Here is a 13,871-nt window from a genome sequence, read left to right as displayed (position 1 = left end):
CTGCATCAGTGGAAAAAGACGATCCGCTGGCTTGATGAACTCACCGCTGAAGCTTGCATGAGCAAGATTACATGCTAAATTCGTGGGGATCCCTCAGTACTTAACTGCATGTTTGCCAATTTTGACCTGATAATTGAGCTCAAAGACAGTTTACTTATAGTCATGAAATTAGAACATTATAATTATTAAGAGAGTTAGAGATGAAAGTTAATTTTAGCAGCCAATTCCAAAGTATTGTTGATAAATGGGGAGACTTGGAAGCAATAGTTAACGTAGAACGTGACCGCCGTTTTACTTATCGAGAATTTCATTTAGTAACTAATAAAATAGTGAACATGCTTTCGACGACGTTTGGCATGGAAAGAAATGATCGCTTTGTTAATATTTTAGATAACGACAACATGGCGTTATTTCATTTCCCTACTATTTTTAAATCACATTTTACTGGGGCTTTTACTAACTCACGCGATGCTATTGCTGAGCATGAATGGCAAATAGAATATTCTAAACCTAAAGTTGTATTTATAGAGAATATGCACTTAGCAACGCACTTAGAAATGCTAATTGGGCATGGCATTAAAGTGGTTTGTATGGATCCAATTCCTTCTGAGTTTGAAGGTAATGACAACCTGTTTTATTTATGGGATCTGTTAGCGCAGGTATCTGATGAAAATCCAAATATGGAGATTGATGATAGAGAGCATCAATCTATCATTCGTTTTACAGGTGGTACGACAGGTAAAGGTAAGCCAGCGGTGTATTGTGCTGATAATTGGCTAGGTTTACGCGATACTTTGTATGCGTTAGATGAAGCTTGCTTTGATACCAATACTAGAATGCAACATATTGCGCCAATTAGTCATGGTAGTGGTATGTTCTTAGTGCCTACATTCTTTAGTGGTGGTTGTAACATTACTTTAAATGAACCTGATTTGGTGAAATATTGTCAAACCATTGAGACAGAAAAATCAACTCACGCTTTTCTTGTACCAACTATACTTTATCGTATGCTTGAGATCCCAGAAGTGCAAGATGTTGACTTTTCAACCATGCAAAATATGTATTATGGCGCTGCGCCGATGAGCCCTCCAAAACTAAAACTGTTACAGAAAAAATTCGGTAATATTTTTATTCAGGCTTATGGCTCAACTGAGCATTTTGCTATCGCGCTTTCATTAAGTAAATCTGATCATTTATGTGAAAATGGTGACGATAAGCACTTGTCTTCAGCAGGTCGTGTAACTGCTGGTGTTGAAGTTGAAATTATGGACGATGATGGCGAGCCCGTAAAAAGAGGAGAAATAGGTGAGTTTTGGCTACGCTCTCGTGGTGTTTGTTTAGGCTACTTAGACAACCCTGAAAAAACAGCAGAAGAGTTTTATGACGGCTATTGGAAATCAGGTGATATGGGCTATAAAGATGAAAATGGCTATATTTACTTAGTAGATCGTAAAAAAGATATGATCATTTCTGGTGGCTTCAATATTTATGCCACTGAAGTTGAAGCGGCAATTAATGCTCATAACGCAATTTTTATGTCAGCAGTTGTTGGCATTCCTCATGAAGAATGGGGTGAGGCTGTTCATGCCGAGGTTATGCTAAGAGAAGGTGAACAGGTGTCAGAGCAAGAGCTAATTGCTTTTGTTAAAGAGTCATTAGGTAGTTATAAGTCACCAAAATCAATAGTAATTGTTGACCAATTACCACTTACTGTCGTTGGTAAGGTGTTAAGGAAAGATGTACGTAAAAAGTATTGGGAAAACTCAGACAGAGCCGTTGGCTAAGGTTTAGGGGAGAGATATTATGTCAGCCCAAGAGCAAGTGGTAGTTGAAGATCAAGCTTGTGAATTTGCATTGCAGCTGAAAAAACAGCAGCAAGCTTATTTAGCAAATCCTATGCCTTCAGCAGATGAGCGTATTGCACGATTAAAGCGTTTAAGGAAGTCTTTATTAGCCCACCAAGATGAGTTGATTGAGTCACTAAATAAAGACTTTGGTCGCCGAAGCCCTGAAGAAACTTTGTTGTTAGATGTTTTACCTAACATTAATAACATTGATTACTGCGTTAAGCGCCTTAAAAAGTGGATGAAAACTGAAACTCGCCATACGGACTTATTAGTGCGACCTGCAAAGGTTGAATTAATGTATCAACCAGTTGGTGTAGTTGGCATTATTGGTGCGTGGAATGGCCCTATAATTGTTACTTTTGGTCCCTTGGTTACCGCGCTTGCTGCCGGCAACTCTGCCATGATAAAAATGTCTGAGTTCAACCCTGAAACTAACAAAGTCGCTAAGAAAATTATTGCCGAAGCGTTTGATGATTCACTAGTGTCAATTTTTGATGGAGAAGCAGAGGCATCTGCTCGCTTTTCTGCATTACCGTTTAACCATTTAATGTTTACTGGCTCAACAGCAGTAGGTCGCCATGTTATGCGCGCAGCTTCTGCAAACTTAGTACCGGTAACTTTAGAGTTAGGTGGTAAGTGTCCAGTGATTGTTTGTCCAGATATGGACATTGACGATGCTGTAAGTCGATTTATCTATGGTAAATGTGCTAATTCAGGTCAAATTTGTTTATCACCAGATTATATATTATGTCCTGAAGGTAAAGAGCAAGCTGTAGTAGATGCATACTGTAAGCGTTTCAAAGAGATGTTTCCTGCGTTTAGCTCTACAACAGATCATTCAAGTGTTCACTCTGAACGTCATTTTCAACGTTTACAAGAAATACTATCTGATGCCAAAGCCAAAGGAGCAACAGTAATATCTGCTAACGGTCAGGAACCAGATCCAAAAACTCGTATGATGCCGACGCATTTAGTGTTGAATGCTACTGAAGATATGATTGTGATGCAGGAAGAAATTTTTGGTCCAATTTTACCAATTAAAGGCTATAAATCAGTAGAAGAAGCTGTTAGTTATATTAATCAAGGTGGTCGTCCGCTTGGTCTTTATATCATGAGCTTTGATAAAACTACACAAGACTACATTTTAAATCATACACATTCGGGTGGTGTGAGTATTAATGAAGTTGTCTCACATGCACTTTGTGACGATGTACCTTTTGGCGGTGTTGGTGATTCTGGTATTGGTCACTATCACGGTCATGAAGGTTTTAAAGCGATGAGCAAGGCGAAAACAGTGCTGAAACGTGGCAAATTTTATCCTGGAAAATTCACTGCGCCGCCGTACGATAAAGGCTTTTTGCGTCCTATTTTAAAATGGTTACTTCGTCAGTAAATCATCAACACTATTACAACAGGAATTAAAGATGTTTGATTATATTGTTATTGGTGGCGGTTCAGCTGGGGGCGTGTTAGCACATCGCTTATCAACCGATCCGAACAATAAAGTATGTTTGTTAGAAGCTGGTGGTGCTGGTAACAATAAGTTGGTTTCAACGCCAGCTGCTTTTGCTGCACTTATTCAAGACTTTAAAATAAATACCATCAACTGGCGTTATAATACATTGGCGGATAAGTCGATGAATAATCGCACACAATACCAACCACGCGGCAAAATGCTAGGTGGCTCTAGTGGTATTAACGGCATGGTGTACATTCGTGGTTGTAAGGAAGATTACGATCATTGGGAAAGCCTGGGCAACAAAGGCTGGGCTTATGATGATGTACTACCTTACTTTAAAAAAGCAGAAAACAATGAACGTGGTGAAAATAAGTACCACGGTGTTGGTGGTCCGCTAGAAGTTAGTAATGGTGATGAAAGTTTTGATGTTTATAATGGCTTTATAAAGTCAGGCCTTGAAAAAGGCTATAAAATGAATGAAGACTTTAATGGCGATTATCAAGAAGGTATTGGCTATTATCAATTTACGGTGAAAGATGGCAAACGCGCTGGCGTTAAAGCTTGTTATATAGATCCTGCAATGGAGCGCAGTAACTTAACCGTTGAAACAGGTGCTCAGGTTCAACGTATATTATTTGAAGGCAAACGAGCGGTCGGTGTTGAATATATGCAAGACGGTAAATTGGTTACCGTAAAAGCTGCAAAAGAAGTATTAGTTTGTGGCGGTACTTTTAATTCTCCGCAAATGTTGATGCTATCAGGCATAGGTCCTAAAGCAGAACTGGAAGAAAAAGGCATCGAAGTTATTCATGACTTACCAGGTGTTGGCAAAAATTTACATGATCATCCTGACGTTATTTTAGTGGTGAAAAGTAAGAAGAAGTCAGGTATAGCACTTAATCTCGTGGGAACAATTAAATCAACCATCGCGCTGTTTAAATATGCGTTAGCAGGTAAAGGGTGGTTAGCTAGTCCACCAACTGCGGCAGGTGGCTTTATTAAAACTTCACCAGAAAAAGAACGTCCAGATGCGCAATTACACGTTGTGCCGTTAGCTTACCGTGATCATTGTCGTGATTATAAAATCATGACCAAATGGGGGTATAGTGTAATTATTAATATATCAAATCCTAAAAGTCGTGGCGAGTTAACATTAAAAGACAGTAACCCGATGACTCCTCCTAACATTAAGTTAAATTTGTTATCACATCCTGATGATATGAAAGACTTAAGAGAAGGGGTGAAGCGTTTGCTTGATATACTTAATAGTGACGGCTTTAACGAGCATCGTGATTGTTTATTAAAGCCTGATGTACCGCTCAATACAGATCAAGAAATTGAAGAATACCTAAGAAGAGAAGCTTCTCACGCCTATCACCCTGTTGGCTCATGCAAAATGGGTAATGATGATATGGCTGTTGTTGATGAGCGATTACGTGTACACGGTTTAGAAGGTATTCGTGTTGTTGATGCGTCTGTTATGCCGACGGTAACCTCAGGTAATACCAACGCACCTACTATTATGATCGGTGAAAAAGCAGCAGATATGATTTTAGAAGATAACGCTTAAAACCGTGAGTTTGCTTGAACCAGCTGATTGAGAAAGCCCTATAGTTACTTTAATGAGCTATAGGGCTTTTATATTGAGTTCGTTTTAATGTCTTCGTCTTCTTGAGTTAAGAAAGATCATTAATAAAATCATCTATTGCTAATAGTACTTGTTTCGTGTGGGTCTTATGGGGCATATGACCACAGCTTTGAATAATATTCAGTTGAGCTTGACCTGTGGATTGTTCAACTATATAGCTTGGAAAAGCGACAGAGCCATATTCATCTTTTTCACCATGTAATGCTAGTACTGGACAAGTAATTTTGCTTGCTACTGTTAGTTGCCAAGTGCGAAACTCAGGGTTTAGCCAAACTTCTGTCCATGCATCTATTACCCATCGCGTTTTATCACCATGCCACTTAACTAGTTTCTCGAAATGCTGAGGTTGTTGAAAGACAGATTTTGCCTGCTCAATACCGCTAATTGTAAGATCTTCAACAAATGCTTGTGCGGCAATGGTTATAATTGATAAACATTCCTTATCTTGTGCGGCAATGTTAATAGCCATTGCACCACCAACACTATGACCAAGTACTAAATATTCTGTTAAACCTAATTTAGCCTTGATTTGAGGAAAGTAAACTAAGCCTTCTTCTTCTATAAAGTTAAGAGATGGTAATTGCTCTCTAGCGTCTGAACTCCCAAAACCAAGTCTGTCGTAGGCAATAACCTGTCTAGATAATTTAGTTGCTAGTTGAAGAGGGAAGTCTTTCCATTGATTTACTGAACCAAGTGAATCGTGTAATAGCACAATAGGCGCTTTATTTTCTATAGATTCTGGTGTCCATATTTTTACGAAAACTTTGCCGCTATTTAAATCGATGTATTGCGTTGTTATGTTCATGATCTTTATTACTTCAGTAGATAGATCAACCCTTAGGGTTAATGTTTGGTGTTTTAGGTTTTGTTATTACTTTACTATTTTTATTTAACGCCTTGAGATAGCTTTTTGAGAGCCGATCAGTTTGTTTATCTGAAGATACTGGCGAAAAAACGCTTTCAAATAATGAACTAGTTGCCGAATTTTCTTCTCTGCTGAGTTCCTTAGTTAATAGATTTATGTTGTTAGACTTAGTAACAGTGTCTAAGTAAATATAAGCCCATTTTATAAAGCTTTTGTGGTCATTGCTTTTTATCGCTTGTTTTAGCTGAGCTTTGATCTTTTTTGTTCGGTGTTTATCTTGATTTGAATTATTAGTTCTTTTTCTAATAAAAACTAAATAACCAATAAGTAAGCATAGAGCACATAATAGGTAAAAAAATATGGTTAGGTTTTTAGTTATATACAACTGAAACTGTTGCCCAACAGTAAGTGAGCCGATGGCTATTGGTTGTGAATCAAGTTGTGCATGTTTAAGGGTTTGAGCGTTATTGTCCCACCAAGCAAGTTTGATTTTTGGAATAACCACTTTTCCTTGCTGCTCAACGATATAAGTGAACTTTTGAATGCGCGTTGCAAGCTTGTTGCCTCGGTTGTTGTTGTCGATAAGCTCTGGTGTCGATAAGTAATGAGGTAAACCATGAATGGTATTGTGGTTTATTTCAGGTAGCATCATGGCAAGTAAGCCGTCTGCTTCAATGGTGATAGTGCGAGTGACAGCATCACCAGGCAATAACTGTGTTAAATCTTTATCCCAAGCTTGTTTAATAGCCAAGTGATTAGCTGCCCACCATTGGCTGTTTTCATCAAGACTATTTTGCAATTGCTTTGGTACTAAGGCGCTGAAGACTATAGGGTTAGTTAGTATGATTCCTTCAATATCACCTTGACCAATAACATGAATTTTCATGCTAACTTCAAATTCAGGAACCATATAGTTAGTTGCTTGTTGCGGAAATATCGAAAACTCTTTTTCATGCACCGTCCACCGTTTACCATTGAGGTGTTCGCTACTATTTAGGCCAAAATTACTGCGCTGGATAACAATGGCGTTATCAATTTCTGGCAAAGTGAATGTTACCGACCCTTTAAACCAAGTGGATGTTGCAATTCGCAGTTTTATCGTTACTTCTTGACCAACTATCACAGGTCTATCGTTTACAACTTCAATAGATACTTGTAGCTCATTTTGTCTGATTAAATCGTCAATAGTTGTTGCTGCATGTGCTAATGAATAAGGTAGCAGTAGCAAAAAAAGAGCAAGTAATTTAGCTTTACTCATTGCTACTCCCTAATAGTTTTTGCTTATTCACTTGTATTTGCAGTTTGTTTGCTAAAAATTTACTCGGATTTTTTTGTAGATTTTCCATCCACATTTTGGCAAGTTGCTCATTCTTTAGTATTTGTTCTGCACTGTATTGCTGAACTTCTTGCTTACGTTGATTCGTTTTTATTTGTTTACCTTTTGCCTGTTTAAATTGATCACTTGTTTCATCATCTGAACGTTCATTTTGCTCTTGTTTTTGATGTTCAGATAACGACTCTCGAGCTTTAATTATTTTTTGCACAGCCGCTAAGTTTTCAATGATTGCTTGGTTATTAGGGAAAACGGCAAGTAACGATTGATAAATAGACTCAGCAGCATAGTATTTTTCTGCATGAGCGTAGGCGTTTGCTAAACGTAATTTGGCATCATTGCTATCTATTCTTGAAAAGTATTCTATTGCGAGGTCAAAGTCTTCGTTTAGGTAATAAGAGGTGGCCTTCCACATCGTATTTTCGAATCGCTCAGCAGCGGTTTTATAATCTTTCAAATAAAAATATAGTTGTCCTTGTTGGTTAGGAGTTAACCAAAAATTAGCAAAGCTGTTTTCAGCAGCTTGGCCTTGAGTACTTGGTAGTGATAAGCAAAGTACAACAATAAAACTTGACCAGCGAATCGTCCAGCCTCGTCTAAACCACAGTAAATAAAGTAACATTGCGGGAAAAACAAGCCAATAACCGCTATCAACCCAAGGGATATGTTTGTCATTTATTGGGTTATAAAAGCTTTTGATTCTACTGACTAGTTGGTGAATGTCTTGTTTATTAATTGTTGCCGACAGATAAAAACCGTCTATTTCATCTGAAATGCGACTAAGCTTTTGATTGTTTAATGAAGGAAGCGTTAAACCTTTTGCGCTAAGCTCTTCATTCGTAGAGCCGATGCCGTAAATTAACATTTGATAGCGGTGTTGTTCAGAAAAGCGTGTTAATGCCTGTTGGCTTTGTTCGGTGATGTCATCGGTTATAAGTAAAACGGTAACGGGTGTATCGTCGCTGATGGTTGCTTGTTTTATTAAAGTTAACGCATTAGCTACAGACTTTCCTTGCTGAGGCATTATTTTGGTTGTAACAGCTGACAAGTAGTTTCTTAATATATTGTGATCGTTTGTTAACGGTAATATTGAGTGAGCACTGCCTGAATAGACAATTAAGCTGGTATAACCTTCAGGGCGTTCAGCGAGAAGATCTGATACTTTTTGTTTAGCTCGCTCAAGTCTAGAAGGCTGAATGTCAACACTATTCATGGAGTTACTGGTATCAAGCAATATGAATAGAGCAGAGCTGTCTTGTAGAAAAGGAGAAGGCTGGCGTTGCCAACTTGGGCCCATTAAAATCACGGTAATTAGCAGCATTACAACCCATGCAACAATTGAGGGAGATATTTTTCTGATACTTCCAGCTTCTGCTGTTAGTTCTTGATAAATGTGCTGAGCAAAAACCTTTTTAGCTTGCTGGTCTTCATTTTTCTTCGAGTTTTTGTTCGATAACAATAACCAGAGTATCGGGATCAACAATGCCCACCATGGCCTTAAAAAGTGAAAGTTTTGTAGTAGTTGCGAGTAAGCCAGGTCACTGATCATAGGGCACCTTAACTTTTATTCTTGAACGTATATACACTACCATACATAAATTCATAATAACTAAGGTAATCAAAGGGATATGATGCATACTTTGTTTAGGGCGAAATGATATAGAGTCATATGTTTGCGGTTCAAGTTGGGCAATATTTAGGTAAGCTTGACTAAGTTGGCTGGTGTCCATCGCATGATAAAAATTTCCACCAGTTAGCTCAGCGATGCGCTTTAAGGTTTTACTATCGAGTTTTCGCTCGCCAATCGTTGCTGGGTCGCCAAGCGCAATTGTATATATTTTAACGCCGTAGCTAGCAGCTATTTTTGCAGCGTCTATTGGTGGTACTTTGCTGCCTGCATCATTACCATCGGTCAGTAAAATAAGTACTCGGTTTTTTGTTTCACTTTCTTCAAAGTGCTTAATTGCAATACCTATGGCGTCACCAATTACCGTACTTTGGCCCGCCATTGCAATTTCAGTTTCATTGAGTAAAGTTAACCAAGTTGCATGGTCTTCACTAAAAGGCATTTGAAGGTAGGCTGCAGAGCCAAATACAATTAAACCTAAACGATCGTTTTTACGCTCCATAGCAAGAGATTTTAGCACTGACTTAACCATGGTTAGTCGGTCAACTGTATTATCACTTGCCACTTTAAAGTCAGTTGTTGCCATTGACCCTGAAGCATCAACAGCAACCATTAGATCTCTTGCTGATTTTGTTTGTACTATTGGATCTTGCAACCATTGAGGTTTTGCAGCAGCTAATACAAAAAGCAACCAAGAAATGATCAAAACAGACTTTTGTAACCGGCTTGGCTGTTGTGTTTTTGCCCCTAGCTTGGCTTTATCACCTGATATTTCGATGAGCTTATTGAAAAATGGTACTTTAACCATTTGATTTTGTTGTAGGTATTCTGGAAGAAAGCGTAGCAACAGAGGTAACGGTAGAAGAAGAAATAGCCAAGGGAATACAAATTCAAGCATTAGGTTACTTGCTCTTAACTAAGTTTAATAAGCTAAAAGGTTTTATGACGGGATTCACTCCTTCGTAAGGATGCTGCTGGATCCAAAGTTTGGTTTGTTCTATTAATGAGTGCCACTGTTTCTCTGTGCACGCTTCTTTTGGTACTTGGTATAGGTTATCACCTAATAGTTGGTGGGCATTACTATCAAATACTTGTTTTTTATTATGAGTATTTAAAAAATTAAACCAATCTTTTCCTGTTTGTCGCGCAATAATTTCACGAGGGAAAATATAAAGAGCAGTTCCTTTTATTAGCTCTGCTAGTTGATATAGTCGCGCTTGTTCGGTTAACGAAGAGTTTGCTAGTTCAGCTAAAGCCAATAGTGCACTTTTTCGATAGTGGTTATTAATTTGATAAATTAATTTTTGAATAATAAAGATTATTAACCAAGTAATAAATATTATTGCAAGGTAGCTCCACCCTGGGGCAAAAGGTAAAATTGGTAAGGTTTCTGGCATTGGAGCCTCATTAAAGTTGGTCAATGCTAAATTGCCAAAACTTTGATTGATTGTTGATGAGGCATCTAACATTAAGCTGCCCCTAGGTGTTTACGAACTTGTCCAGCAACGTTAAATTCTGTTGAAAAAGACAATAATGGAATATTGTGTTTAGCAAACGTTGTTTGCATGTTAGACAACTTCTGTTCGGTATAGTGATTAAACTTTTCTGTTAGACCTTTTTTATTAGCTGACAGTTGTAATTGGTATTCGCCATCTCCTAACACTAGGTTTTCTAGCGGGCGAATATCATGCTCTAGTTGGTCATAAACGTAACAGGCGATAATGTCGTTGTGCTGAGTTAGTTTTGCAAGGCTCGGTATTATTGATGCCTGCGGGTCAATAAAATCTGAAATAACTATTAGCAAGTAATCGTGAGTAATAAACTTTTCAGCTTTTTTGAGTAAGCCAGCCATTGAAATGGGCTTGTTGGTTTGGGCACTGTTACTGTTTATTATTTGATTAAACTTAACTATTAATGCTAAATACTGTTGAAACTTTGTATGACTTCTAGTTGGTTCACATTCAATGTAACGTTGATCTGACAATATAATAAAGCCAACACGATCACCTTCATCTAATGCCTTCCATGCAATTAACGCACTAAGTTCAGCTGCTAAAACTGACTTCATTTTCCATTGGCTGCCAAAGTGCATATTTGAACGTTGATCGACAATGATCATGACAGGTCGGTCTTTTTCTTCACAATAAAGGCGCACATAGGGCTTGCCCATACGATTAGTGACACGCCAGTCAACATTTCTTATATCGTCTCCTGGGCGATAATCTCTTAACTCGGAGAAGTCCAAACCTCTTCCCCTAATGGTAGAGCGTTTACGACCCATTAATTTACTTTTTAATGGTTGATTAGATAAAAAGCTAAAGCCATGAGCGTCGTGTTTTAAACGCATAAGTTGTTTTAGCGTTATTTGTATGCGTTCATCAATTGCTTTAACTGTTTTCATTGGCTTGGTTTATACGACAGCGACTTGCTTAATTATTTCGTTAATAACATCGTCAGAAGTTATTCCGTCAGCTTGCGCTTCATAACTTAGGTTTATTCGATGTCTGAGGACGTCACAAACTACTTGTCTAACATCATCGGGATCTACATAGTCTTTTTCATTTAAGAATGCTTGTGCTCGTGAACACCTGTCTAAAATGATACTAGCGCGAGGACTAGCGCCAACTGCTATCCAGTTTTTTAAATTGCTATTTGGGTAGCGTTCTGGTTTACGAGTCGCCATCACTATTGCGACAATGTACTTTTCTACCGCTTCACTCATGTGTATGTTTAATACTTGTTGACGAGCATCAAAAACAACACTTTGTTGTATTTTGATAGGCGCTTGTTGTTTGTTACCTTCTTCTGAGCGCACTAAACGAATTATTGATAATTCTTGTTCATCATCAGGGTAGTCGATTTGAATTTTTAGCGCGAAACGATCGATTTGTGCTTCAGGAAGAGGGTAGGTACCTTCTTGCTCTATTGGATTCTGTGTGGCCAATACCATAAATAGATCAGGTAATTGATAGCTTTTCCCCATCACAGTAACTTGTCTTTCTTCCATTGCTTCAAGCAATGCCGCTTGTACTTTTGCAGGAGCTCTATTGATTTCGTCGGCTAGAACTAATTGATTGAATATAGGCCCTTCTTTAAAGGAGAGATCAGTTTTACCATCGATATCTTGGAACATTTCTGTGCCTGTAACGTCTGATGGTAACAAGTCGGGCGTAAATTGAATACGCCCCAACTTAGCTTCAAGCACTTTAGCCAAGGTGCGAATAGAGCGGGTTTTAGCGGTACCAGGTAATCCTTCAAGCAGTACGTTGCCGTTGGTCAGCAATGCAATTATTAAGGCATTAACGAGCTTTTCTTGCCCTAAAATTGACTGGTTTACTTCTGACTGAAGCGCTTTAATTTGAGCTAATATGTTTTCGGCCATATTTATTCTTTATTGGTAATGGTGTTATTAGTTTATTTGTAATGCCAAAAGTGTGTATAAATACATGGTTTTTAATGAATTACATAACTAAGCTTTTATTTTAGTGTAGAACGAAAAAGCAAGAGCTGTATTAACTCTTGCTTTTTTTTTGTGATTTTTATTTATATGTCACGTTTTCCCAAATTTTCATTTTTTCAACAACCGTTGAAAAGGTAAAGTCGGCTGGTGCTTGTGATGGCGGGAATTCTTTAAATGTTTGTAAGAATTTTATTACTTCTGTTGCCGCAGGAGCAACAGTAAATAAGTGATCTACCGACCATCTATCATAGCCTCCCGCATTTATTGGTGCTTCTTCATATGGATCTTGGCGTAAATTTAAAATTAAAGGTAGACGGCGTGCCACTAAAGGACAAGCCCATACTTCCCAACCCTTACATTTTTGCTCTAAGAATAATAATTTCCAGTCGCCCATTCTAATTGCAGCAACTTTGCCGCCATCGGTTGCATAAATAAAGTTTTTACGAGGCCAGTTTGTATTATCGTCAGCAGTAGTATTTTTACCTTCAATTAGTTGTGGCAATATGTTGTAACCGTCTAAATGAATTTTATATTGACGACCGTTAAATATTGCCCCTTTCTTTAACTGTTCTTTAATATTTGTATTACCTACCGCAGCCATAACCGTTGGTAACCAGTCATTATGAGCGGTTAGTTCGTTAACTATCTGACCTGATTTTATTTTATTTGGCCAACGAACCATGGCAGGTGCTCTAAAGCCACCTTCCCAAGTGGTATTTTTTTCGCCACGGAAGCGCACTGTGCCCCCATCAGGCCAAGAAAACTTTTCTGCGCCATTATCCGTTGTGTAAATAACGATTGTATTGCCACTGATGCCTAGCTCATCGAGCTTATCGAGTAATTGTCCTACGTGACGATCATGCTCTACCAAGCCGTCGCCATATAGGCCGCCACGTTTAGAGATACCTTTAACATCATCTTTTAAATGTGTCCAAATATGCATTCGAGTTGCATTAAACCATGCAAAAAATGGCTTTTTAGCTTTGTGCGCTTTTTCCATAAACTTTATGGTGGCTGCTAAAAACTCTTCGTCGGCTGTTTCCATACGCTTTTTGGTTAATGGACCTGAGTCTTCAATACGTCCATCAGCAAATGAATGAATAACGCCGCGAGGGCTAAAACGCTTCTTCATTTCCGCAGTCATGAATCGGTTATAGTCTTCATGTTCAGGCTCTTCTTCGGCATTTAAGTGATACAGGTTGCCATAAAATTCGTCAAAACCATGGTTTGTAGGTAAATGACTGTCTTGATCGCCAAAATGATTTTTACCAAACTGGGCGGTCATGTAACCTAGAGGCTTTAATAAACCTGCTAATGTAACATCATCTTCACGAGCGCCTTCTTTAGCACCAGGTAAGCCAACTTTGGTTAAGCCTGTACGCATTGGATGTTGGCCATGAATAAATGCAGAGCGACCAGCAGTACAAGAGTTTTCTGCGTAGTAATCAGTAAATATTGCGCCTTCTTTAGCAATACGGTCAATATTTGGTGTCCAGTGACCTGCTTGTCCCATGGTATAGGCGCTTAAGTTATCCCCGATTTCAGATAATAAGTGCGACATTCATGGAAAGGTGTAGAAGAGGAGGCCAACTGCTAAAAGTGGTACGCTCTTCTCGTCAAAGAAACAAGCAG

11 protein-coding genes are annotated in these 13,871 nt (G+C 38.4%); 3 read left to right on the top strand and 8 right to left on the bottom strand.

Annotated elements, in window-relative coordinates; all coding sequences use genetic code 11:
• The first annotated feature begins 200 nt into the window (after positions 1 to 200).
• Genes MHN09_RS19725 through MHN09_RS19715 form a run of 3 tightly spaced genes read left to right on the top strand, consistent with a single transcriptional unit; the run spans position 201 to position 4,876 of the window.
• A complete protein-coding gene (locus MHN09_RS19725) occupies positions 201 to 1,784 on the top strand; it encodes an AMP-binding protein (protein ID WP_187447621.1) in 1,584 nt (527 codons plus the stop codon).
• 19 nt (positions 1,785 to 1,803) lie between these two features.
• Positions 1,804 to 3,240: a coniferyl aldehyde dehydrogenase gene (locus tag MHN09_RS19720; protein WP_008305450.1), complete on the top strand. Its 1,437-nt coding sequence runs from the start codon at positions 1,804 to 1,806 to the stop codon at positions 3,238 to 3,240.
• A gap of 31 nt (positions 3,241 to 3,271) precedes the next feature.
• A complete protein-coding gene (locus tag MHN09_RS19715) occupies positions 3,272 to 4,876 on the top strand; it encodes a choline dehydrogenase (RefSeq protein ID WP_187447620.1) in 1,605 nt (534 codons plus the stop codon).
• Positions 4,877 to 4,982: 106 nt separating this feature from the next.
• On the opposite strand, the gene MHN09_RS19710 is transcribed toward MHN09_RS19715, so the two are convergent.
• The 8 genes from MHN09_RS19710 to MHN09_RS19675 form a co-directional block, all read right to left on the bottom strand.
• The gene (locus tag MHN09_RS19710; RefSeq protein WP_008305447.1) at positions 4,983 to 5,759 is read right to left on the bottom strand and encodes an alpha/beta hydrolase; all 777 of its coding nucleotides are present in this window, start codon (positions 5,757 to 5,759) and stop codon (positions 4,983 to 4,985) included.
• A 25-nt stretch (positions 5,760 to 5,784) separates the two neighbouring features.
• Positions 5,785 to 7,077 carry a BatD family protein gene (locus MHN09_RS19705; RefSeq protein ID WP_015068507.1) on the bottom strand — a complete coding sequence of 431 codons (1,293 nt, stop codon included), beginning with the start codon at positions 7,075 to 7,077 and terminating at the stop codon, positions 5,785 to 5,787.
• A complete protein-coding gene (locus tag MHN09_RS19700; RefSeq protein ID WP_269822365.1) occupies positions 7,070 to 8,449 on the bottom strand; it encodes a VWA domain-containing protein in 1,380 nt (459 codons plus the stop codon). The genes MHN09_RS19705 and MHN09_RS19700 overlap by 8 nt, the downstream gene beginning before the upstream one ends.
• Before the next feature lie 241 nt (positions 8,450 to 8,690).
• Complete coding sequence (locus MHN09_RS19695) at positions 8,691 to 9,677, bottom strand: VWA domain-containing protein (protein WP_008305441.1); 987 nt, start codon at positions 9,675 to 9,677, stop codon at positions 8,691 to 8,693.
• A gap of 4 nt (positions 9,678 to 9,681) precedes the next feature.
• A complete protein-coding gene (locus tag MHN09_RS19690; protein ID WP_008305440.1) occupies positions 9,682 to 10,248 on the bottom strand; it encodes a DUF4381 domain-containing protein in 567 nt (188 codons plus the stop codon).
• Positions 10,248 to 11,180 carry a DUF58 domain-containing protein gene (locus MHN09_RS19685; protein WP_008305438.1) on the bottom strand — a complete coding sequence of 311 codons (933 nt, stop codon included), beginning with the start codon at positions 11,178 to 11,180 and terminating at the stop codon, positions 10,248 to 10,250. The genes MHN09_RS19690 and MHN09_RS19685 overlap by 1 nt, the downstream gene beginning before the upstream one ends.
• A gap of 9 nt (positions 11,181 to 11,189) precedes the next feature.
• Positions 11,190 to 12,161: a MoxR family ATPase gene (locus MHN09_RS19680; RefSeq protein WP_008305436.1), complete on the bottom strand. Its 972-nt coding sequence runs from the start codon at positions 12,159 to 12,161 to the stop codon at positions 11,190 to 11,192.
• Between the two features lie 157 nt (positions 12,162 to 12,318).
• Positions 12,319 to 13,800: an arylsulfatase gene (locus MHN09_RS19675; RefSeq protein WP_222936685.1), complete on the bottom strand. Its 1,482-nt coding sequence runs from the start codon at positions 13,798 to 13,800 to the stop codon at positions 12,319 to 12,321.
• Positions 13,801 to 13,871 lie beyond the last annotated feature (71 nt).

Origin of the sequence: Alteromonas sp. MmMcT2-5 (assembly GCF_022348315.1) — a bacterium.
Lineage (GTDB): Bacteria > Pseudomonadota > Gammaproteobacteria > Enterobacterales > Alteromonadaceae > Alteromonas > Alteromonas macleodii.
The sequence above is the reverse complement of the archived record's forward strand: the minus strand, read 5'-3'. Positions and strand labels throughout refer to the sequence as shown.

What these genes read in the sequence shown, in the direction of transcription:
- MHN09_RS19695 (WP_008305441.1), bottom strand. Translation starts at nt 9,677, where the DNA reads ATGCTTGAATTTGTATTCCCTTGGCTATTTCTTCTTCTACCGTTACCT.
- MHN09_RS19725 (WP_187447621.1), top strand. Translation starts at nt 201, where the DNA reads ATGAAAGTTAATTTTAGCAGCCAATTCCAAAGTATTGTTGATAAATGG.
- MHN09_RS19700 (WP_269822365.1), bottom strand. Translation starts at nt 8,449, where the DNA reads ATGGGCCCAAGTTGGCAACGCCAGCCTTCTCCTTTTCTACAAGACAGC.
- MHN09_RS19720 (WP_008305450.1), top strand. Translation starts at nt 1,804, where the DNA reads ATGTCAGCCCAAGAGCAAGTGGTAGTTGAAGATCAAGCTTGTGAATTT.
- MHN09_RS19680 (WP_008305436.1), bottom strand. Translation starts at nt 12,161, where the DNA reads ATGGCCGAAAACATATTAGCTCAAATTAAAGCGCTTCAGTCAGAAGTA.
- MHN09_RS19715 (WP_187447620.1), top strand. Translation starts at nt 3,272, where the DNA reads ATGTTTGATTATATTGTTATTGGTGGCGGTTCAGCTGGGGGCGTGTTA.
- MHN09_RS19690 (WP_008305440.1), bottom strand. Translation starts at nt 10,248, where the DNA reads ATGTTAGATGCCTCATCAACAATCAATCAAAGTTTTGGCAATTTAGCA.
- MHN09_RS19685 (WP_008305438.1), bottom strand. Translation starts at nt 11,180, where the DNA reads ATGAAAACAGTTAAAGCAATTGATGAACGCATACAAATAACGCTAAAA.
- MHN09_RS19710 (WP_008305447.1), bottom strand. Translation starts at nt 5,759, where the DNA reads ATGAACATAACAACGCAATACATCGATTTAAATAGCGGCAAAGTTTTC.
- MHN09_RS19675 (WP_222936685.1), bottom strand. Translation starts at nt 13,800, where the DNA reads ATGTCGCACTTATTATCTGAAATCGGGGATAACTTAAGCGCCTATACC.
- MHN09_RS19705 (WP_015068507.1), bottom strand. Translation starts at nt 7,077, where the DNA reads ATGAGTAAAGCTAAATTACTTGCTCTTTTTTTGCTACTGCTACCTTAT.